Origin of the sequence: Saccharibacillus sp. CPCC 101409, from assembly GCF_030518235.1 — a bacterium.
GTDB lineage: Bacteria > Bacillota > Bacilli > Paenibacillales > Paenibacillaceae > Saccharibacillus.
This window is the reverse complement of sequence record NZ_JAULSA010000012.1, coordinates 83,520-105,647: the sequence shown is the minus strand read 5'-3', so window position 1 is coordinate 105,647 and position 22,128 is coordinate 83,520. Positions and strand designations below refer to the sequence as shown.

17 protein-coding genes are annotated in these 22,128 nt (G+C 52.7%); 6 read left to right on the top strand and 11 right to left on the bottom strand.

Annotation, left to right across the window (positions count from 1 at the left end; genetic code table 11):
• Positions 1-36 precede the first annotated feature (36 nt).
• The 3 genes from QWJ34_RS20960 to QWJ34_RS20950 all read left to right on the top strand — a co-directional run bounded on the left by QWJ34_RS20960 (position 37) and on the right by QWJ34_RS20950 (position 3,823).
• Positions 37-1,401 (top strand): outer membrane protein assembly factor BamB family protein, encoded by a 1,365-nt coding sequence (locus QWJ34_RS20960; RefSeq protein WP_302730875.1) that lies wholly within the window; start codon positions 37-39, stop codon positions 1,399-1,401.
• A 104-nt stretch (positions 1,402-1,505) separates the two neighbouring features.
• Entirely contained in the window at positions 1,506-2,453 is a 948-nt protein-coding gene (locus QWJ34_RS20955; protein WP_302730874.1) for an alpha/beta hydrolase, read from the top strand.
• 146 nt (positions 2,454-2,599) lie between these two features.
• Positions 2,600-3,823, top strand: a complete 1,224-nt coding sequence (locus QWJ34_RS20950) for an outer membrane protein assembly factor BamB family protein (protein WP_302730873.1) — start codon at positions 2,600-2,602, stop codon at positions 3,821-3,823.
• A 170-nt stretch (positions 3,824-3,993) separates the two neighbouring features.
• On the opposite strand, the gene QWJ34_RS20945 is transcribed toward QWJ34_RS20950, so the two are convergent.
• From QWJ34_RS20945 to QWJ34_RS20930, 4 genes are all read right to left on the bottom strand, one after another.
• Positions 3,994-4,530: a hypothetical protein gene (locus QWJ34_RS20945; protein ID WP_302730872.1), complete on the bottom strand. Its 537-nt coding sequence runs from the start codon at positions 4,528-4,530 to the stop codon at positions 3,994-3,996.
• The gene (locus tag QWJ34_RS20940; protein WP_302730870.1) at positions 4,523-6,298 is read right to left on the bottom strand and encodes a sensor histidine kinase; all 1,776 of its coding nucleotides are present in this window, start codon (positions 6,296-6,298) and stop codon (positions 4,523-4,525) included. Before QWJ34_RS20940 ends, QWJ34_RS20945 begins: the two co-directional genes overlap by 8 nt.
• 2 nt (positions 6,299-6,300) lie before the next feature.
• Positions 6,301-6,993, bottom strand: a complete 693-nt coding sequence (locus tag QWJ34_RS20935; RefSeq protein WP_302730868.1) for a response regulator transcription factor — start codon at positions 6,991-6,993, stop codon at positions 6,301-6,303.
• An 84-nt stretch (positions 6,994-7,077) separates the two neighbouring features.
• A complete protein-coding gene (locus tag QWJ34_RS20930) occupies positions 7,078-7,560 on the bottom strand; it encodes a hypothetical protein (RefSeq protein ID WP_302730867.1) in 483 nt (160 codons plus the stop codon).
• A gap of 135 nt (positions 7,561-7,695) precedes the next feature.
• Between QWJ34_RS20930 and QWJ34_RS20925 the strand changes: the two genes are divergently transcribed.
• Positions 7,696-8,271, top strand: a complete 576-nt coding sequence (locus QWJ34_RS20925; protein WP_302730866.1) for a dihydrofolate reductase family protein — start codon at positions 7,696-7,698, stop codon at positions 8,269-8,271.
• 306 nt (positions 8,272-8,577) lie between these two features.
• Here the strand turns inward: QWJ34_RS20925 and QWJ34_RS20920 are convergent, their stop codons facing one another.
• Together QWJ34_RS20920 and QWJ34_RS20915 are read right to left on the bottom strand one after the other, a co-directional pair.
• Complete coding sequence (locus QWJ34_RS20920; RefSeq protein ID WP_302730865.1) at positions 8,578-9,006, bottom strand: P-loop nucleotide/nucleoside kinase family protein; 429 nt, start codon at positions 9,004-9,006, stop codon at positions 8,578-8,580.
• A gap of 68 nt (positions 9,007-9,074) precedes the next feature.
• Entirely contained in the window at positions 9,075-14,975 is a 5,901-nt protein-coding gene (locus QWJ34_RS20915) for a rhamnogalacturonan lyase family protein (RefSeq protein ID WP_302730864.1), read from the bottom strand.
• 186 nt (positions 14,976-15,161) lie between these two features.
• Here QWJ34_RS20915 and QWJ34_RS20910 point away from each other — a divergent pair, with 186 nt between their 5' ends.
• Positions 15,162-16,034 carry an AraC family transcriptional regulator gene (locus QWJ34_RS20910; protein ID WP_302730863.1) on the top strand — a complete coding sequence of 291 codons (873 nt, stop codon included), beginning with the start codon at positions 15,162-15,164 and terminating at the stop codon, positions 16,032-16,034.
• A 139-nt stretch (positions 16,035-16,173) separates the two neighbouring features.
• On the opposite strand, the gene QWJ34_RS20905 is transcribed toward QWJ34_RS20910, so the two are convergent.
• Positions 16,174-17,154 carry an aldo/keto reductase gene (locus QWJ34_RS20905; protein WP_302730862.1) on the bottom strand — a complete coding sequence of 327 codons (981 nt, stop codon included), beginning with the start codon at positions 17,152-17,154 and terminating at the stop codon, positions 16,174-16,176.
• A gap of 215 nt (positions 17,155-17,369) precedes the next feature.
• On the opposite strand from QWJ34_RS20905, the gene QWJ34_RS20900 reads away from it, so the two are divergent.
• Positions 17,370-18,296 carry an AraC family transcriptional regulator gene (locus QWJ34_RS20900; RefSeq protein ID WP_302730861.1) on the top strand — a complete coding sequence of 309 codons (927 nt, stop codon included), beginning with the start codon at positions 17,370-17,372 and terminating at the stop codon, positions 18,294-18,296.
• 32 nt (positions 18,297-18,328) lie between these two features.
• Here QWJ34_RS20900 and QWJ34_RS20895 read toward each other — a convergent pair whose 3' ends face one another.
• From QWJ34_RS20895 to QWJ34_RS20880, 4 genes are all read right to left on the bottom strand, one after another.
• Complete coding sequence (locus QWJ34_RS20895; protein WP_302730860.1) at positions 18,329-19,387, bottom strand: hypothetical protein; 1,059 nt, start codon at positions 19,385-19,387, stop codon at positions 18,329-18,331.
• A 271-nt stretch (positions 19,388-19,658) separates the two neighbouring features.
• Positions 19,659-20,819: a multidrug effflux MFS transporter gene (locus tag QWJ34_RS20890; RefSeq protein ID WP_302730958.1), complete on the bottom strand. Its 1,161-nt coding sequence runs from the start codon at positions 20,817-20,819 to the stop codon at positions 19,659-19,661.
• Between the two features lie 270 nt (positions 20,820-21,089).
• A complete protein-coding gene (locus QWJ34_RS20885; protein WP_302730859.1) occupies positions 21,090-21,539 on the bottom strand; it encodes a nuclear transport factor 2 family protein in 450 nt (149 codons plus the stop codon).
• A gap of 23 nt (positions 21,540-21,562) precedes the next feature.
• On the bottom strand, positions 21,563-22,012 hold the full coding sequence (locus tag QWJ34_RS20880) for a MarR family winged helix-turn-helix transcriptional regulator (RefSeq protein WP_302730858.1): 450 nt from the start codon (positions 22,010-22,012) through the stop codon (positions 21,563-21,565).
• Positions 22,013-22,128: the final 116 nt, after the last annotated feature.

Here is a 22,128-nt window from a genome sequence, read left to right as displayed (position 1 = left end):
AATGAATCAAAAAGGACAAAAGGAGCCTGATATTCCATGAATAAAATTCAGCAGGGAGCCATGTGCATACTTGCCGCAGCCTTATTTTCTTCAGGCGCGCCGGGTTGGGTAAGAGCGGAATCGCTTCTGACGCCAGCGGCTCCGCAGCGTACGAGCGTCCAGGCTGCGCAGGTCGGTCAAGCTTCCCCGGCCGCTTCCGCAGATGTAAAACCGCCCCGGAAACTCCAGCCGGTATGGCAGGCGGATACCGCCGGCAGCGAACGTTCGGCACTCCTTCCCGTTTCAAACGGTTTGACGTACTACACCGATCGCCAGCAAACGTTGCATGCGGCCGATATACGGACGGGCAAAATCAAATGGTCGATCAAAGAGGCCGGAGCGCCGGAAGTCGTAACTTCCAATACCGTTTCTTTTATCAACAAGGCCGGTCAATTAGTGAAGGCGGATGCCGTCAGCGGCCGAATACATTGGAAAGTTTCGGCAGTAAAGCTCCCGAATGTACTCGGCGCGCATATTCATTCCGTGGGAGGGCTGCTGCTGGTGCTGAACGAAGACGGCGGCGTATCGGCCTACAACCCGTCCAGCGGTAAACGGATATGGAAAAACTCCCGGCTTCGCATGTATGCAAGCGATGTGATCGGGCAGTATTCCGACACGCTGGTCGTCGCGAGTTCGGTCGACAATATGCAGACCCGGTTCTTCGGTCTTGATCCGGATACCGGAAAAATACGATGGAGCCTAACCGGGTTCTATAATAAGATCGGAACGGATAACGGCAACCTTGTGCTTCGGGAAGTCACAGAGCAGGCAATGCGCTTGTTTTACAGGGAGAAGCCTTTTCGCGGTTACCAATTCCGGCTGGCCCTGCTCGACCCCAAGACCGGCAGGATTGTCGAAACGGAAAAATACGGTCTGCTGCAGGATGCTCGGTTATCCGTCGATTTGCAGGGTTACCTGACAGGGAAGTTTGCCTACGGCGTCGAAGGGGAATTGGACAGCAGGAACGTGGATAACAGACTGACCCGTTACCTGCGCGGCAGCACCTCGCCCGAAACGATCAAGAGCTACGCGGAATACGGGAATCTGGTTTCGGGATTGGAAGAGGGATGGTTTTTCTTTCAAAAAAACGGCGTTCTTACCGCCCTTCGCGCTTCGGACGACAAGACCGTCTCGTTCGGCCGTCTGCCCGCCTCCGTGGAAACGACCGGCGTCAAAGTCGAAGGTCAATACGTCTTTGCGGGACTTAACGGCGGAGGCGGATATCTGTTCAATCTAAAAACGGGAGCTCCGATCGGCCGATTTGACACAGAGTTGGACCTTTTCACGCATCCGTTCTTTTCCGAAGGTATGCTCTTTATTCGAACCGAAACAAAAATAGAAGCATTTCAAATAGGAGAGTGACGTAATTTTAATTATGTAAACAAAATTGTGCGGATGATTTCAAATCCAATTTTTGGTTTAAATAAAAGCTGGAATAAATTCACTTTCGAAAGGAATTGATCCCGTTGACCGAAGCCAAAAAGGTAGTGCTCGAACCCGCCGCACAGAAATTTGCCGACGATAATGCCAACCCGCCCTATTTGTTCGATCTCGGACCGGAAAAAGGCCGCGAAACGGTCGATCAGGTTCAATCCGGCGAGATCGCCAAGCCCGACGTAGACATCGAAGACCGGACGATACCGGGCGGCCCGAGCGGCGAAGTCTCGGTGCGCATCCTGCGTCCCAAAGGCGCGACCGGCCCTCTTCCTGTCCTGATCTATATCCACGGAGCGGGCTGGGTATTCGGCAACGCGCATACCCACGACCGGCTTATTCGCGAATTGGCGGTCGGCGCCGAAGTCGCGGTCGTGTTCCCGAACTACAGTCTGTCTCCGGAAAATAAATACCCCGTCGCGATCGAAGAAATCTATGCGGCGCTGGAATGGATAAGCAGCGAAGGCGCGGCCAACCGTTTCGATACGTCCAAATTGTACGTGGGCGGCGACAGCGTCGGCGGCAATATGACCGCGGCGATTACCCTGATGGCCAAAGAACGCAAAGGACCGAAGATCGCCAAGCAGCTGCTGTTCTATCCGGTAACGGACGCCGCGTTCGAGACGGAATCATACAACCAATTCGCGGAAGGCTACTTCCTGATGAAGAAAGGCATGCAGTGGTTCTGGGATCAGTACACGACCGATCCGCAGGAGCGTGCCCAGATTACCGCTTCCCCGCTGCGCGCGACGACCGAACAGCTCAAAGATCTTCCGGAAGCGCTGGTTATTACGGGCGAAGCCGACGTGCTGCGCGACGAAGGCGAAGCGTACGCCAACAAGCTGCGCGAAGCCGGCGTTCCGGTGACCGCGGCGCGGTTCCAGGGCATTATTCACGACTTCGTCATGCTGAACGCGCTGGCGGAAACCAATGCCAAGCAGGGCGCGATGCTGCTGGCGAATGCGTGGCTGAAAGCTTAAATCCGCTTCTGAAGTACCAATCAAAACGTCGGCTCCGTATCGGAGCCGGCGTTTTTCTACGCGTTTATGCAACTATTGATCGGAGCAAAGCGTCCAAACACTGTACAGATATTCATATTGATTCCTATTTTTAGGAGGGGTATTAAATGTCGATTATCAAACAAACCGGATCTTCGATCCGTAAATTGGCCGCAGCCGTTCTGGCGGTTTCCCTGCTGCTTCCGGCGGCCGGAGGCGCGCAGCGGGTTCTGGCCGAGCAGTCTTCCGTTACCGCCAAATCGGTCTATCTGAAACCCGATTGGGAAAAGACCGTGCGCAAGATCGAGTACGGAGCCGGACCGGAGATCGGCACGTATGCAAACGGCCGCGTCTTCTACAAACTCGGGCAAACGCTGACCGCTGCCGATGTGAAAACCGGCAAAGCGCTCTGGAGCTGCGCGGCCGAACCGGGAGCCGCTCCGATCGCGGACGGCTCCGGCGTTTATTTTGTCGATGTGCAGGGGTATGCCTACAAACTCAATCCGTCTACCGGAAAGCGGATCTGGAAATCGGCGGCTTCTCTCAACGGGAAAAACGGCATGTATAGCGCCTACAATATCGGGCTGCAAAGCGGCCTGCTGATAGTCGGCGATTCCGGGAATCTGAGCGCTTTCGATACGGCGACGGGAACGCTCAAATGGAAAACGCCCGCCGGCAAAACGTACGGCTACCGGCTTCAAGAAGGCGGCGGCAATACCGTTCTGGCTGTTCAAGTCATGCTGGACCCTTACCTGGCGGGAAGCAAACCCAAGCAGCTGTACGCTTTCGATGCGCAGACCGGCAAAAGGCTCTGGAGCACAAAGTCGATCTATCAAGAAATCGTGACGGTGCAGGACGGTTATGCTTACGCTAAAGTTTTTGCCACGGAAGATGAAGAATACCGGCTGAATATCGACAAGATCGATCTCAGCAATGCCAAAGCCATCGAAACCTTCCGCTATATCCCGCATGAAAAGGGGTATGGCGAAGAAGGCGGAAGCTCGGCAGCGTATTACGACGGTAAATTCTATATCAGTTACCTGATCGATTATCAGAAAAGGCAATGGGGGCTGGCGCGCATTCCGCTAGGAGCGCCCAGCGGTGCCAAGCCCGAAAGCACGCTCAGCTTCCCTACGCCGATCTACCAAGTCACACCGAGCAAAGATTATATCGCCGTCGCGCTTATGACCAAGCAGGTTTACCTGATCAACCGCCAAACGAATAAAATCGCCGCTTCAAGCACATTCACCTCGAATTTTTTCAACCTGACGCTGGATGCGGACACCCACTTTCTGGTGCAGACGGCCGGAAAAATATCGGCGATCAAAAAGCCCGCTCCGGTAAAAGAATAGCCGCTCGAAATCCCTGTCCGCTTGCCGGTATTTACAATCGAAACCAAGAAAGCGCCGCTCCATTTCGGAACGACGCTTTCTTGGTTTACATAATAAAAATGACGTAAACTAAAACAAAAACTTCTAAAAACCGAATTCCCAGAATCGTTCCCGCTTGTTTCTTCCGCTCGTTATTGAAGCGTAATCTTCTTTTTCCAGCTCAACTCTTCTCCTTCGTCGTTGACGAATACAAAGGACACCTCGCCCCGCTCGCCTTTTCTGGAGTTGGGATACAGAAAGCCGGAAAATTGACCGTCCCCGCTGATATAGAAGCCGTCTCCGCCGGTCGCGCCTTTCTCGGCCGCTTCCTGAAAAGTGCTGACGATCGGCTCGCCGTCCCCTTTCCACTGCATCGTTTGCAGCGCATAGCCTTCGGGTCTGCGTTTTACGGAAAAATTGAAACCGCCGCTCTCGATCGGCATTTCGGTCTGATCGATTACGATCAGGATCTCGGTATCTTCCGGTTCGCCGCCCGCCGCTTCGTCTTCGGCATCCCCCGGCATCGTTTCGGAGTCGGGCTTTGTTGGCGGCTGAACGGAATCGGCGCTTTCTTCGGCTGTGTTTTCTTGTTCGGAAAAACCGGTTTCGCTTTTATGGTTTTCGCCGCAGGCACTCAGCAGCAAAGCAACCAGCAGAGCGCAGACCGCCGGCAGTACTCGTTTATTCATTGTCTTTTCTCTCCCCGTTATCGGACGCCGCTTCCCGCAGCGTGAAGCGGAAAGCAACGCCTTTCTCTGTATTGGCCGCGCCGTATTCACTGCCGTGCAGCTCCAGGATATGGCGCACGATCGCCAGCCCCAGCCCGGTGCCGCCAGATTTGCGGTCGCGCGAACGCTCCGCCCGATAGAACTGCTCCCAGATCCGCTCCAGCTCGTTTTCCGGAATAGGCGGGCCGTCGTTTTCCACAATGATCTCCGCGGTTCCCTGTCCGATCCGATTCAGCGTAATGAGAATCTCTCCGCCTTCGCCGGCGTGACGCACGGCGTTGCTCAGCAGATTGAGCAGCACCTGATCGATTCGCCGCGGGTCGGCAATCGCGAGCAGTTTTTGCTCTCCCTGTATGCCCGCGCTCAGATTCCGGGCTTCCAATTGGGCCGCAAAAGAGTCCAGCAGCGAGCGGACATGACCGGCGATATCGACCGCCTCGGGCTTCAATTTGATCGCTTTCGCTTCGAACCGGGACAACTGGAGCATATCCAGGATCAGGGCGTTCATCCGGTCGGTCTCGCCGACGATCAACTGCAAATAACGTTCTCTTTTGTCCGCGGCCACATCGTCCTGAAGTCCTTCGGCGAAGCCTTTGACAATCCCGAGCGGCGTTTTCAGTTCATGCGAAATATTGGCGATCAGCTCTTTGCGCAGTTCTTCCGCGCGGACTTTTTCTTCCATCTGCCGCGCAAGTCCGGTATTGGCTTCGGACAGCCCGCGCAGCGCGGCGTCCAGATTATGGCCGAGCGCATCGAGATTGCGGGACAGTTCCCCGAATTCGTCGCGCGAACGGATCGCACGCCCTTCGTCGGGCGTGAAATCCAGCGCGGCCATGCGCGCCGAGGTGCGGCTGAGACGCACCAGCGGCCGGGACAGCAGCCGCGAGTAAACAAACGAAAGCAGCAGCAGGACGCCGGCCGCGGCCGGCGCCAGATAGAGGAAATACCGCCGGAGCATAACGGTCGCTTCGCCGAGCGGCTGGAGCGAAGACAGCGCGAACGCGTAGCCGATTGTTTGTCCGTCGGGTTTTTGCAGCGGCACGATCACCCGCGCATACACGACGCCGCTCCATTTGTCGGTCCATTCTCCGCGCAGTGCAGCCGTCCCGGCAGAAACATCCCCGGTGCCGGTTTGCTCCGCGCGCCAATCCCGAAGCGCTTCGTCGAGCCGCGTCTGCGTGTAGAACGGATTGATCGCCTGATTCTCCGGCAGTACCATCTCCGTTATCTCCCCCTGCACGCGGGTGAGTCCCTGCTCCGGCTTTTCCGTCTCCGGCTGGAGCGTAACGGGCTGCATCAGGGTATCTTTTTCATCCATATATATACCGTCCGCCGTCAGCGGGTCGCCGGTTTGCAGACCCGAAGGCACGTCCGCGGCCGCTGTACCTTCCGAAGACAGCAGCAGCGTAACGCTCCGGCCTTCGCTTTGCAGGGTGATGAAATACGGATCGAAGCTGCGGCGTTCCATGTTATCGTTCAGGATCGCCAGCGCCGCTCCGTTCTCATTGGCGAATCGTCCCAACACCCGCGCGGAAGACACCGGATCGGTCCGGACTTCGGTATATTCCTGGCCGAAGGTCTGCATATGCCGTACCAGATCGTTTACTTTCACCGTCCGGTAAAAGCGTTCGAAGAAAAGACTCTGAGCCAGCAGGATCAGAGTCAGAATGCCCAGCATGACGAGCGAGGTAACGAGAAACAGCTTCAGTACAATGCCTGCCTTTTTCATCTCTACTCCAACTCTCGTTTCTCGACCTCGAATTTATATCCCGTTCCGATGACGGTTCGGATATGCCGCCCTTCCCCGCCCAGCTTGGCGCGCAGCTTCTTGATATGCGTATCGACCGCGCGCGGATCGCCGAAATAATCGATGCCCCACACCGCGTTCAGAATCTCGTCCCGCTCGAGCACCGCGCCGGTATGCCGGGTCAGCAGAAGCAGCAGATCGTATTCTTTCGGCGACAGGCCGACGGATTCTCCGTCGACCTCTACGGTATAAGCCCGTTTGTTAATCGTTATCCCGCCGTACGACAGCACATCTTCTTCGCGCCCGAGCGTGCCTTCCGCCCGTTTGAGCAGCGCCGCGGCGCGGGCGACCAGCACTTTCGGGCTGAATGGCTTGGTAACGTATTCGTCCGCGCCCAGCTCGAAACCCATGATCTGATCGTCGTCGTCCGCTCTCGCCGTGATGATGATAATCGGCACGCCGGATTTCTTGCGCACGCGCCGGCAGACCGACCATCCGTCGATCTCCGGCATCATGATATCGAGCACGATCAGGTCGATCTCGTGCAGCTCGAACAGCTCCAGCGCTTCGCGTCCGTCGCCCGCTTCCAGTACGTTCCAACTGTCTTTTTTAAAATAATCGGTCATAAATTCGCGCATCAGCACATCGTCTTCGACCAGCAGAATCGTTCTCTTCATTAAATATGCACTCCGTATCTTCTCCGGATTCAACGTCCTCTTCCATGCTAACCGGAGAGCGTCGAGGCTGTCAAAGACGGTGAATTACTTATTGATTCCGTATACGCCGAGTTTGCCGTCCAGCTTGCCGATCCACAGCGTTCCGTCGCCGACCGACACGCCTTTCCAGTTGACGAACAGATCGTCCTCGATCGCATAACCGAGCGTCTTTTTCACTTCCGGCGTCATGATCGAATCGTATTTGGCGATAAAGCGCGCCGGCGTGGCGAATTTATACGTTTTGCCTCCCGTGTTGACGTTAAGCGGATAGCTGACCATCGAAGCAACGGCTTTCTTATTGTTTTTGGCAACGGCCTGCTGAAGTTTGACGAAAAAAGTGTGGAATTCCGCGGGATCGTCGATTCCGGCCGTGTAATAAGGGTTGTTCTTCTGCGCCGTTTGCGAAGCGGACGCGCTTGCGCTCTGCGACGCCGCGGAAGCGGTATCGGCCGGAGCCGCCCAGGAAGAACCGACAACTGCGGTGCCTGCGAGTGTAACGCCGATCAGAAATTTGGATGTTTTGTTCATGATAGATTGCCTCCCGTTTGTTTGGTATGATCCAAGTATAAAAAAGCGGTGTGTAGTCGGTGTGTACATGGCGTGGAATTTTGGACGCGAATAGAAAACGGTCTTTTTTCGTTTACGATCAAAGGAGGACGGACAATGAGAAAACTCGTTTTGTTTCTGCATTCATCGCTCGACGGATTCGTGGAAGGCCCCGGCGGCGAGATGGACATTGGCTGGGCGGCTTACGATGCCGATCTGGAGAGTCAAGCGCAGGAGATTCTGAGCACGGCAGACACAGTCGTCTGGGGACGCGGAACTTACCAGATGATGCACGGGTACTGGCCTTCGGTGCTTTCCGATCCAACGGCTTCGCAGCACGAACGGGATCATGCGCAGTGGATCGACAAAGCGTCCAAAGTCGTTTTTTCGACCACGCTGGACAAGGTCGAATGGAACAATTCCCGACTGGTCAAAGAAAACGTCGCAGAAGAAATCGAGAACCTCAAGCGGCAGGAAGGCGGGGATATCGTGATTCTCGGCAGCCCCCGCTTCGCCCACTATCTGATGCAGCTCGGCGTAATCGACGAATACAAAATCACCGTATCCCCCGTGCTGATCGGCAGCGGACTGCCTTTATTCCAAGGAATCCAGGAAAGAATCAACCTGAAGCTTATCGAGAACAAAACATTCGACTCGGGAGCCATCGTACTTATTTACCGAACGGGTGAATAATTTCATCTGCCGGCGGACGCGTTTATCAAATCTTTGCAAGCAGCGGCAGGCCGAGACGTTGGAATCCGGTTTACCGCTTCGGTGGCGAAGGTGGTTAATCCGATGATTCATAATAATTATTATGTAAACTTAAAATTTAACGTTTGCCATGCTCGAAAAACATGCAAGACAAGTCTGTTTTTTCTATGGAATAAATTAGAAGAATTCGTCTTTGCAACCTCTTTTTAAAGCGGGTAAGGAGTCGAATTGGCGTTTATTAATCGATTTGAGCGGAAACAGCGTATAATTTATATTATACGCTGTTTTTTAAGTGCTATTTTCGACTGAAATTCTTGCTTCTTCATTGCCCGAAATCAAGATAAAACTTGAGGCCGTCTTGACCGATTGCAGCAGAGCCTCCTTATTATGCCCCGAAGTATCCAGAAAAAAGCCGGCGTTCAGAGGCTCCTGACGCAGCTTGTCCCGCAGAAACAAAGAACGTTCGAACGATTCCGGATCGCCTCGCCGCTCCAACTGCCGAATGATCCGTTTCGTATCGGCTTCCAAAACGACATAACGCACTTCGGCGCCAAGTTCCGCAAAGCGAAACTTTTCCCGGATCCAAGGCAGTTCGTCTTCGACGACAAAGTCGATCACGACCCCATGGCCGTTCTTAAAGAAATTCCGCGTCAAAGCAAGCAGGTTGTCCCAGGTGATCTGAGGGCGCTTTTCCCAAAGTGAGCTGTTAAAAACCATTTATGAATGAAAAAGAACCCGCTTCGGCGCATCCATACGGTGCGTGTCGAAGCGGTTTTTTTGGTTAACTATTTGACCGTTACCGTCAACTTGGATGTCCGGGTTTCTCCGGCTGCATTTTGCAGAACGGCTTCATACTCGTAGCTGCCTGTCGCTTTGCCGGAAATATTCGTTGTCGCCGTTTGCGCGCCAGGCGTTGCGGCTTGCAGCGCTTGCGTATCGACTAGCGTTCCGTTCTCGTACAAGCGATATTCGGTTGCGTTCGTGCCCCACCACAGATTCATGCTGACCGCGTAATTGCCGTCTTGATCCCAGTTGTCGTGCGACAGGACGGCTTGTCCCGGCGCGGCGTCCGTGACCGTCACGGTCAGCGGCGCGCTTGCGGTGGTGCCGAGCGCATTGGTTAATTCGCCCGTGTAGACATAAGTGCCATTCGGCTTACCCGCAATATCCACCTTCATGGATTGCGCGGAAGGCGATTGATCGGTCAACGGGACTTCCTTGATCAGCTCCCCGTTCTCATAAAGCTTGAACGAGCTTCCGTTATTCCCCCACCACAGATTCATCGTGATCGTATAATCGCCGTCTCTCAACCCCGTATCGTGACCGTTGTTATCCGAAAGAACAGCGACTCCCGGAGCGCCTGTCGCAAGCGGCGGCGCGAAAGCGATCGAGATTTCCAATACTTGCTCCGCTTCTTTATTCCCTGCGACATCGACACTCCAATAGGTAATACGATGGCTTCCTTTTTCGTTCAATGTGAGCAGATTGCCTTCGACAGCCTCTCCATCATTGATACGGTAGTAGGTAGCCGCTACTCCCGATCCTTCATCTGCTGCTTCGAATCGAACTTCGACGGCTGAGGCGTAGGAACCGTTTTGCAAATCGCCGGTCGGAGTCGCCGTCGTCTGCGGAGGTGTCTGATCCGAACCGTCATCCAGCGTTACGAAGGCGGACAGCGGGATATTCAATTGCTTGACCAGACCCGCGACGAGCTTGGACACTTCGATTGCGCCGTTCATTTGCAAATGCGTATTGTCTTCCGTCGCGCCGACCCACATGAAGATCGATTTGGTGCCTTCCGTGCCGAGTCCACTGAAGTATTCCCAGCTTGCCTGGTTCAGGTCGACCAGCAGCGTATCGGTTTCCTGAGCCACTTCCTTCATGGCTTGCACATATTCCGGGAAACTTTTGTTCAGTACGTCTCCTGTGTAATCGCGGCGGTTCACAGGCGTCACCAGAACCGGAGTTGCCCCGCGTTGGTTCGCGCCGTCGATGTACGTTTTCAGATACACTTTGAACTGTTCCGGCGTCAGATAACGTTCCGGACGGGACGGCGTGGAGTCGTTATGCGACCACTGCATGAACAGATAATCGCCTTCATGCACGTCCAGCAGCAGATCGTTCAGATGCCCGCCGACCAGGAAGGTCTTGCTGCTCAAGCCTCCGATTGCCCGGTTATCCACGCTCACTTCGTTCGGATCGAAATATTGGCCCAGCATCTCGCCCCAGCCGGCTTGCGGACGGTACGTTTCGGCATAATTGGCTACGGTGGAATCGCTCGCCAGATAGATTGTAGGACGATCGGCCGTGCCATGATCCGGCAGACGCTCAAGGGTCAAAGCGTTGATCTTCGGCGAATTGCCTGCAAACTCGAAGTTGAATACGCCGTCGATCAGCGCTAAGTCGTATGTCACTTCCTTGAACTCGCCTTTGGCGATGGTCGCCAGCGGGAGCTTGGTCATCTGCTCCGTGATTACGCTGGTGCTTGTCGATTCCCCGGCATCGCCGACGATCATCGTCACGCGATAGTTGGCGGGTTCCAGTTCCGCCAGGAAGGAGGTCGCATTCACTCGGGTGAAGTCTTCCTTCAGAGCGTCGCCTGTCTCCCGGTTCTCGTCATTGGTCAAAGCCGTATCGGCAAAGCCATAGCCGTTGCCTTCGATATAGGCATGATCGGCCGTGACTTGCGTGTAGCCGTCGGCGATCGCTCCCGAACCGAAATCGAATTTGTATACATTGACAGGTTCAGCGGCTTCGCTGGTTAGCGAAGCTTTGGCAACTCTCAGCATGTTCAGGGCATGATCCACCTGAGCCTGCGTTGCCGTCTTGTCGATGATCTTCTCGGCAGCGGTCAAAGCCTTGCTCAGCACGGCACGCGAAGCTTCCGTATAAGGCGACAGATCCAGTTCTTGGATCTCTGCGTACAAAGCTTTCAACGCCGTCTGATCGCCGGATTCCGGCGGAAGCTCCGTGCCTTCGATCCGCACGTTGTCGATCGCCGTTGTCCAGTTCAACGTACCTGCGCCCCCTTTTCTTGTACCCAGGAAGCGAAGCGATCTTACATTATCCGCATAAGCCCCCGGACTCAGCGCCAAGCCTTCGAACGTCTGGGTGACCGATGGATTGCTTCGGCTCGTGAGTGTCAGATCCAACGTTTTGCTGGCGAAGTTAATCGTGGCATCCACGTTGACCCATTGATTTTTTGGAATCGTGGTCGCCGTACCGCCTTCAGGGATCGCGGTGTTGCCTCCTGCGTAATCCGCGACGTATGGACCTACGAAGTAATACAGATTGGCATCGCCGTTTTTGGCAACCAGGGTAAATAGTGCATTTTCATTCGAATCCTGCACGGTCAGATGACCTTCCGAAGGGAATGCCGCTACATTGCCGGATTGCCAATCGAAATTCACATCGACTTTGTCGCCGTTCACGGCATCGAAGATGCGGAAAGTCTTCGCCCGATGGCCGGAGCCGCTGCCGTTTAACGACAGCACTTTGCTTCCGTTCTGGTCCACGACCGTGCCTGCCATCGTTCCTCCGATTCCCGTCGCATTGATCAGGGAGTATTGAACATCGGCCGGATCGCCTTCGAAATCTTCTTCATAGAGCTGCGCTTCCGGTTCCGGCTCCGGTTCTTCAATATCCGGGTCAATGACCAGAGGCGAGATGCTCAGTCCCAGATCTTTGACCGCGTTTGCGACCAAACCCGCGATTTTCTGGGCGCCGTAATGGCTGAAATGGGTATTGTCGTTAATGCCGTTCGGGTATTTCGGATACTCGCCCGGATTGGCGTACAGGAATACTTTTTCCGTTGCCGTATTGCCGATTTGGTCGTAATACGCCACACTCAATTGGCTGAGATCGACCAACGGTACGTTCAGCTCTGCCGCGACTTCTTTGGCAGCCTGCACGTATTCCGGGAAACTCACATTGAATTCCTGAGTCACCGTATTGAAATCGCGACGACCGACCGGAGTAAGCACCACCGGAGTCGCGCCGCGCTGCTTGGCCCCGTTGATATAACGCGCCAGATACATTTTGTAATCCGCCGGCGAAGCATACCGATCCGGAATGCCCGCGCTTGCATCGTTATGGCCGAAGGAAACAAACAGATAATCGCCCGGTTTGATACGCTGCAGAATGGTGTCCAAGCGACCGTCTACCAAGAAGGATTTGCTGCTGCGGCCGCCGATCGCATTGTTCGCCACGACCGCTCCGTTCGCGAAGTAACGACCAAACTGTTGGCCCCAGCCTTCTTGAGGCGCTTGCGACTCGCTGTAAGACTGCATCGTCGAATCGCCCGCCATGTAGAGGGTCGCAGCGGCTCCGGCTTCTTTGTCCGGATACTTCTCGATAATGATATCCTGAATATCAATCGCTGTGCCGGTGAACAGGAATTCGAGCTGTCCGTCCACCAGAGCTACGTCATACGCGTATTCCAGAGGTTCGCCCGCCGTTACCGAAGTCACCGCCAGCTTCTGGACATATTCCGACTTGACGCCGACGTTGGAGTCACGCGACTCGCTGCCGAGCCGTAAGGTGACTTTGTAATTCGCATTCGGCAGGTCGACAGCAAACGTCGTTCCTGATTGGACAGAGACTTGATTGGCTTCCGCAACGACACTGCCGGTGTCCGTGAAGCCATAACCGGTCTGCTCGGTGTACAACGTATCCTGCACACCCGTATTCCCCGCTGCCGGCTCGGTTCCGAAGTCAAATCGGTATACCGACTCCGTTTGTTGGCCTCCGCCGACCAGTTTCAGATCTGCTTTCGGGAATTCGGTCGCTTCCGCGCCGATATAGAATCCGGTATGCGGAGGCTGATTATAGGCAACATTCTGCCAGGCAATCCCCAGTCGGTAGATGGGGTCCTGCATCAGGGTAGGAATGCGGTATTCTGTCGGAATCGTTGTCGTATACAGACGATATTCCGAGCTATCTTCGCTACGCACCAGAATTTCTTCGCGCCAATCGCCCAGAAGATCCGCCTGAAGCGCCGGATTCCCTTTGGTATGATTGTTGGTCAACGCACCGTTCGCACGGAAAATCTCATTCAGTTTTTTATTCTCATAATCCCATTTGTAAATAAGCGGAATGCCTTTTGCCGTACTGGCGTCCCATTGATGGTCGAACAGTTCGCGCTGCAAATCGCCGTCCCACCAGATTGCGAAGTTTGCCGTTTTCGGCGATTGCTCCGGCGTATACACGACTTCTCCGGCTGCTGAGTACGTGCTCGTGACCGGAATGCTTTGTCCGTCCGTAATGGTTGTGGCCCAAGATTCATAACCCGGATAATTCGGATCGATGTCCGCCGACATGCCGCGTCCGGTATCCCGACCCGTGAACTCGCCCCAGACGATCTCGCCCGTCCCGGCGTCGCGCATCTCGACCCCGTATGTAGCGTTGGTATGCTCATGCACGCTCATGACTTGGTACCCCTCGCGGTTCGGATCGAGCTTGCCTGCATGAATCGCATCCCCGTGTCCGAGCCCGGTGCTGTAGATCAGCGTTCCGTCGTCGTCGATCGCCAGAGCGCCGAACATGATCTCGTCTTTGCCGTCCCCGTCGACGTCGAGCACGCTCAGGTTATGGTTGCCCTGCGATTCGTACTCTTTGCCCGCTTCGTTCGTATCGAACACCCAACGCTTCACCAACTGACCGCCTTCGTAATCGTAAGCGGCGATCACGGTGCGCGTATAATAACCTCGGCTCATGATCACGCTTGGCGTCTTGCCATCCAGATAAGCGATGCCGCCGAGGAAACGGTCGACGCGGTTGCCGTAGCCATCGCCCCAATCGCTGACGTTGCCTCTCGGCGGATCGTAATCGACCGTCGATACGGCCGCTCCGGTCTGTCCGTCGAACAGAGTCAGATACTCGGCACCGGATAAAATGTAGCCGCCGTCGTTCCGGTAATCTTTTGACGCGTCGCCGATCACCGTGCCTTGGCCGTCGACCGTGCCGTCCGCCGTTTTCACCACGACTTCGGCTTTTCCGTTACCGTCCAGATCGTACACCATCAACTGCGTATAGTGCGCGCCCGCCCGGATATTGACGCCCAGATCGATCCGCCACAGCTTCGTGCCGTCCATTTTGATCGCGTCGATATACACATTGCCCGTATATCCGGCTTGCGAATTGTCCTTGGAATTGCTTGGGCTCCACAAGAACACGATCTCGTATTCGCCGTCGCCGTCCAAATCCGCTACAGAAGCATCGCCTGCATAATAGGTATACGTACCGCCGTCTTTGGTTCGACCGTCGGCAGGCTTGTCCAGCGGAATCGGCAGGTAATCGTTATGCCAGACCGACACGACTTCCGGCTGCATCTGCTCCTTGCCCGCGATGACCGTCGAGATCTGATACTGCGAGCTATCGAAGCCTGTCGTATCCACGTAGTTCGTCACATCGTCAATCGGTGACGCGTTTACTTTAGTTCCGTTTTTATATATATTGAAAGCGATATCATTTGGGTCCGTATTCAAGTATCTCCAGCTCAAAAAGACACCATGATCCATGAGCACAGCCACCAGCCCGCGATCCAGATACTCGGCTTGACGCGCGAATACTGAATCTGTGTTTTCCGCATTGGCCGGAGCCGGAGGAATAACCAACGAAACGACCATAAGCAAGGCTAGAATTGCGACAGCTATGGATTTCTGAACGGAACCTTTTCTGCGGTTCATCGAATGAATCCCTCCTGTTTGTGAATATTTATTTTGTATTTTGACCTTTATCTTCTGCGGTTCAATCACGAATCCCCCTTTCTTGGTATCGTTTACAATTATTTTACAAGTACTTAAAAAGCCACACAATCTAAAAAACGTGACTTCTTCTATAACAGAATTGACTTTTTTATGGGAGCTGAGAAGATGTATCAGACCGTTTCTTTTGCTTTTCGTAACGAGGACGCGGCCATCATGACGATCGACTCTGTAGGCTGGCAGAATGTATCTCATCCCAAATATCGCTGCTCCAGCGACGCAAGGCCGGACTATGGACATGTCGTTTTCCAATACACGCTGAGCGGTCAGGGATATCTGGACATCGACGGCCGGACCCTTGCGTTGTCAAAAGGGCATGCGCTTGTGGTAAAAGTCGACGAAAAGCATTGTTACTACTATAAAGAAGACAGCACCGAGCCCTGGGAGTTTGTGTGGATTAATATTCGGGGCGATGAAGCGAACCGGATCTGGAATCTTGTCATCGAAAAAGAAGGGCATGTGATTAAGCGAGGCGCAGACTCCCCCGTGATCCAGGAGCTGTGGAACATTATCCGGCTGATCCATCAGGAAAAGGTGACCGATCGATACCAGCTATCGGTGCAGGTGTATCAATGGCTGCTTACTCTGGTGCAGAGCAGTCGGGATGCGGAGAAGGATATCGGGGCGATGTCGACAACGACCCTCGAAAAATGCAAGCAGTACATTCGGGAGCATTACGCCTCGCCGATCACGCTGGATATACTGGCCAAGCATTGCGATATTAACAAGCATTACCTTTGCCGCCTGTTTCAGCGATCCGAACAGACCTCCCCGCTCGCTTATCTCAAAGATCGACGGGTCGAAGCCGCACTGACGATGCTGCGTACAACCGAGCTGCCCATTTCGTTGATCGGCCAAAAATGCGGCTTCGAGAGCCCTAGTTACTTCGGCAAAGTGTTCCGGCAATACATGTCCATGTCGCCTAAGGAATATCGGTTGAATAAGTTGGAATTTCCGTATGATGCGATTTATTACGAGTAACGTATATCCGGTCGAAAAAGCTTCATCGCACGAAAAAGGCTTCGAGGTGTACGCAAGGTATACGCCGAAGCCTTTTTATGGATTATGGAAAAACACTTCCGGTGCCGACAGGCGTGCGCGATCCCGCCTTGCTTTTAGCTTAACTATGTCCGATGATCGTATGCGGCGTATAAGGCTCTTCCAACCAGGCTAGATCTTCCATCGTGAGTTTCAGATCAAGCGCGCCTATTGCATATTCCAAATGATCGAGCTTCGTCGCCCCGATGATCGGAGCCGCAATCGGCTCTTTATGCAATAGCCACGACAACGCGATATGGGTACGGGGCACCTCGTATCGATTCGCCAGCTCCGCTACGCGTTCGATGATGATTCGGTCAGCTTCCGCCGTTCCGTCGTACTTGGATTTCTGCACCTGATCGCTCTCCGAACGCTGCGTCGTATCCGAGATATCCCGCGTCAATCGGCCGGAAGCCAACGGGCTATACGGCGTAACGCCGATTCCTTCCGCACGGCAAAGCGGCAGCATTTCCCTTTCCTCCTCGCGATAAATCAGATTCAAGTGATTCTGCATCGATACGAACTTCGTCCAACCGTACCGATCCGAGGTATAAAGCGCTTTCTGAAATTGCCAAGCGTACATCGCCGAAGCTCCGATATATCTGGCTTTTCCGGACTTCACGACATCCTGCAACGCCTCCATCGTTTCCTCGATTGGCGTGCGATTATCCCACCGATGAATGATATACAGGTCCACGTAATCCGTGCCCAACCGCTTGAGGCTTTTATCGATTTCGCTCAAGATGGCTTTGCGCGACAAGCCTGCGCCGTTAGGCCCTTCGTGCATACGCCCATGCAGCTTTGTCGCCAGCACCACCTCGTCGCGACTGGCATAGTCCTTGATCGCCCGGCCCAGAATCTCCTCGCTGGCTCCCATCGAATACACATTGGCCGTATCGAAAAAGTTAATACCTAGCTCCAACGCCTTCCGAATGACCGGACGGCTTTCTTCTTCGTTCAGCACCCAGGAATGAATCCATTTGCCTGGGTCGCCGAATCCCATGCAGCCCAGACAAAGATTCGAGACATCGAGTCCTGTATTCCCCAATTTTACATATTCCATTCGATCAGTCTCCCTTTACGATTCATGATCCGTCGGTTTGGATCAGAGTCTCTTCGTGATGTCTCCGATTATGACACGAAAATTCGACCGTCCCTATTCGTATTCCTGCCCGAATTTTGCCTAAAACTCTCAAGTCCCTTTTTGGAAAACGAAAGATCGGATAAAATGGGCTTAAGTGAAAAGTGCCGGAGTCTTTCAAAAAAGGAGCAATTATGATGAGCGAAACCCTCCATAAAAGGATGGAAGAAGTGTCTAGTGGAAAGAAAAATCTGGAAACGTTGATCCGAAAACACGCGCAAACGGACGGTGTTCACTCTACGCTGATTCCTTCGTTGTTTTTGATTCGGGAATCGGAAGTCAGCGAATCGGTGGCCCGGGTAAACGAAATCTCTTTTTGCCTAATCATTCAGGGGGAAAAGGTAGTTTGGCTCGGTGAACAGCGTTTCCACTACGGGCCAGGTCATTATATCGTGGCTTCGGTTGAGCTTCCGGTCACGGGACAGATCGTTCAGGCTTCCTCCGATCTACCCTATCTGGCGTACAAGATCGAATTCACTTCGGTCGAAGTGCTGGAAGTGATGAATGATGCGAATCTCAAGCCAACGCGCGACAAAAAAGCAAAGCGGGCTATGTTTGTGGGCGATGTGGAAGCACCTTTGCTTGATGCGGCAATCCGGCTCGGCTGCTTGTTGGATCAACCGCAGCATATTACCGTCCTAGCGCCTATTTTTAAAAAGGAGTTGCTATACTGGGTTCTGCAAGGGCCGCACAGTGATTCATTGAAACAAATGGCGGTGGAAGACAGTAGCGCTCGGCGAGTCCGTACGGTCATTGAACATATTCTGGCGAACTACAATCAAGCGCTTCCTGTCGAAGAACTGGCTCGGTTGGTCAACCTCGGCGTGTCATCGCTGCATCGGCAGTTCAAGGAGGTGACCGCCATGAGCCCAATCCAGTTTCAAAAACAACTTCGGCTCCAAGAAGCAAGGCGCCTACTGCTAAGCGAATCGTCGGATATTGCTAGTATCGCGTTTCGTGTCGGTTACGAAAGCCAATCGCAATTTAGCCGGGAGTATTCACGCTTGTTCGGCAGCTCACCGCGTGCGGATATTCAGAGGATGAAGGAGAGGTACGGTGGATAGTATGTCCTGAATCATCGATTAACGTTCTTCACTTAAAGTTTGATCGTTTTTTCCGGAAGTTCCATGTCATAAGACACCAGTTCCACAATCAGACTTCCGGAGAATGTTTTGTCCACCAGCCCGATTGCGGTTACTCGACGCTTGACCCCATTAGCGTTTGGCTGGCTTTCGGATGAATAAAATACGGAGAAGAGCAATTTCCCGGCTGTATCAATATTAGTCATAACTTTAGGCTTTGCATCCAAATAATCTTTGGAATAGAACTGCAATCGCAGATTGTCTTCCGATTCATAGTCGACAACAGCCAGATCCTGATGTTTGGGACAAACCAGCTCAAGCCCGCCCAGATATTGTTCCTTGAACTTCTGCCATTCTGCTTCCGTCGAGCTCTGCGGAGCAGGCTTTGCAAAATTCGCTTCGGCTTGTGCCCAAACATCTTCGCGTTTCGAAGCTTTGATCGAGAAAAACCGATTTTTTCGGGTAACCGGATCGTAAAAAGAATACTGGACTTCATTTGCCGCATCTCCAAATTCCAACACAATCGGCTCCGTACGCAAGGCGACTGTACGAGAAGTGCTATTGAACTTTAACGTGATGTCCAATTCCTTTTCCAAATCCAGATCGGGAAAATGCTCGGAAGCGGTCTGCTCGTAAAAAGTCAAAAACAAACGATCAACGCTGACGTCCGCAAAACTTGCCAGCTCCATTCCTTTTTCAACAAAATGCTGCAATTTCATATACGCTTCGTGATCTTGTTCCGTACAGAACGTGGACTGCGATGTACCGAACGTCATGAGCTGTCCTTGAATGATCATCTTAGAGATGGAATCTTCCTGATCGCCAAAAACCACCTTGTCTTGTAAAGCCCCCTGCATGCGCTGGCGGTGGGTTAGGTTCTCTTCAGGTTGGTAATCGGGATTTTCTTCATACACCCAGTCCGGAATTTGACGCAGCGACCACAACTTATGGCGACCATTTTCCGATGTGATCGAAATCAACAGAACATCCGCATCGTTGATACGGATCAGACGATTCAACATGATTTCACGATCAGGAATCAGCATAGTCTCTTTAAGTTCTTTAAATCGCATAAAGACCTCCTTCGACTTATGAATACAGTAAAACATTTTAATTCCATTTTTTACTATACAACAAAAAGAGGAGCTTAAGAACTCCTCCTAACATGTTGAGAAAGTCCGACGTAACTGGAAGCGAGAAGACGGAGAGAGAAATTCAGGTCAATACGCCTTTGAACTCGGAAAGCTTCTCCTTGAATGTTCTTCTCGCAGCTTTCCGAGTGAGACAGCGAATTGACCGAATTTCTTTCGGAGTCTTCTCGCTTCCCGCTCCCACGTGACTTTCTCATGAACTTCCTCGTCCCCACAACGTAGTTACCAGACATCCGACCCCAGCAACGAAAACCAATATGCCCAAGGGAGCAGGCGTTCCGTTTGCAAAAGCTCCCAGTAACGCCGAACCGATCATCCCTCCTCCGTACTGCGCGCAGCCGAGCAAAGCCGAAGCCGATCCAACGTATTCTTTTACACTGGATAACGCACTGGATATGGCATTGGCGGCAATCAAGCCATTGGTCGAAGCAAATAGGAACAACGATACGGCCATGAGCGGTAATCCTCCGACTCCGGTTATTCCTGTACAAGCCGTCATCAATCCAAAACACGCCGCTGCAACGGCTCCAATACGCAATAGCCGATCTGTGCCATAACGCTCGACGAGTCTGGCATTGAGCATGTTCATGCCCATTATTCCAGCGGCTCCGGCGGCGAATAGCACGCCATAAGCTACGGACGGCAATCCGTAATAGGTGATATACACAAACGGCGAGCCTGCCACATAAGCGAACATACCGGCACTAAGCAGAGCCAGCGCCAACGCATACGCCAGCAATTTTCGATTTCGCAATAGGCGCATGTACTGAACAAAAATCTCCCGCCAGGATAAACGGATTCGTAGCTTGGGGGCTAGCGTCTCCGGTACATAAAACGGCAGCGCAACCAGCGTAATGACTCCTATCAGGACAAGAACGCCGAAGATGCCTCGCCATGATGTCAAATTGGCAATTTGCGTACCCAATGTCGGCCCCAGAAGCGGTGCAATGGCCATAATCGCCGTAAGAGTCGATAGTACTTTGGCCGCTTGAGTTCGATCGTAACGATCCCGAATCATCGCCCGAGCCAAAACGACGCTTGCGCTGGCTCCCAAAGCCTGAAGCACCCGCCACGCGATCAACGATCCTATGCTTTCCGAAAATGCGCATCCGGCAGAGCCGATAATGAACAGTAGCAATCCGGCGGCTAATGGAAGCCTTCTGCCGAATCGATCGCTAAGCGCGCCCCAAAACAATTGTCCCATACTGAAGCCGAGCAAATAAGCCGAGACCGTCCATTCCATCATGCCTGAATCGGCAGCTAGCTCTTGACCCATTACGGGCATGACAGCCAAATAAAGATCCGTTGAGATCGAGGCGAAGGCCAGCAGCAAAGCGAGGATGGCCAGAAATATTCGTTTTGAGCGAAGCGGCGGGTGGATCGGTAAATCTGCGATGACAAGTCACTCCTTCAGGCGTGTATGCGGAAGCTATATCAAATCGACTTACGTACTACACATCTTTTATTAAACACGGATACTTCATTATGTACATCAAACAGGCGACCCTGTTATCCTGTTACTGCTTGATTGTTGCCTAATTCTCTCCCTGCATCGAAAAAGAGTACAGAACCTGCCCTAGCGGCGATTCTGTACTCTTTTTCGAAAATTCGGTAGAGAAGTTGATTAAGGAGTCATGTGGTTCAAGACTCTCGACTCAATAAATGTATATTCCGAGGTACGCTTACCGATCAGCCAAGCACCATTTTGTTTGACGTACACATCGTTGTATTTTACGCTGTAATCCGTAAGCACTTCCTCTCCATCCTGCTCGCGCAGCATTTTCATTTGAGAGAATACAATGCCCGTTGCACGATCTCCGTCCACTTGAACGACATGTTGGCCGTTGAGCGTAAAATATTGTTTGACGAGCGAAACGTGCCCATTAAATTCTTGCTCCAATTGTTGGGTTCCCGACACTTGCGATACCAGCTGTCCACCCATGTATACGTCAAATTGAACATCGGGCGTAAATAAAAGCATTTGCTCGGCAATCTTTTTTTCATCAGTTAATGTGGCGTAGGAATCGACCAGAATTCTTAAATCGAATTGGGCTTGAAAAGTTTCCAGTGACATCAAGGTTATTCTCCTTCTTATCTTTATTTATTTTTATGCGAAGCTCTGTCCAGCTTTGCATTGCTGTTCAGCTTTGATACCAACATTTCAAGAGTTTGCAGTGCTTTATCGTCAATGCCTTCAAAAATCTCTTCGAGTAGATTCCGACGTTCGATTTTAGCTTGCCTTAATTGACTCTTTCCAAGATCGGTTAATTGAACAAGCAGGTTTCTAAGATCTTTTGTACTTCTTTTTCTCTCGATCAATCCTTGAAATTCGAGCTGTTGCAAATGACGAGTAACGGCCGCAGCATCCAGTTCTACTTGTTTTCCAAGTTGATGTTGCGTTATTGTTTCGGCGTCTTCGATGACAGTCAGCAATTCAAAGCGTGATTGTCCCATGCTAAATCGGCTTTCGAACACGGTATTCATCAAATGGCTTAATCCATGAATTCGGTACAAAACTTTCACTTGGCGAGCATGATTCTTTTTCAATACGCCTCCTTCCTTTCCAACATTCAAATAATGAAATCCAACATTTGTTGAATAAGTGAGGTACAATGCTTATTATAGAAGAGATTCAGATTCCTTCAATCGTTAATAGAGTGCGT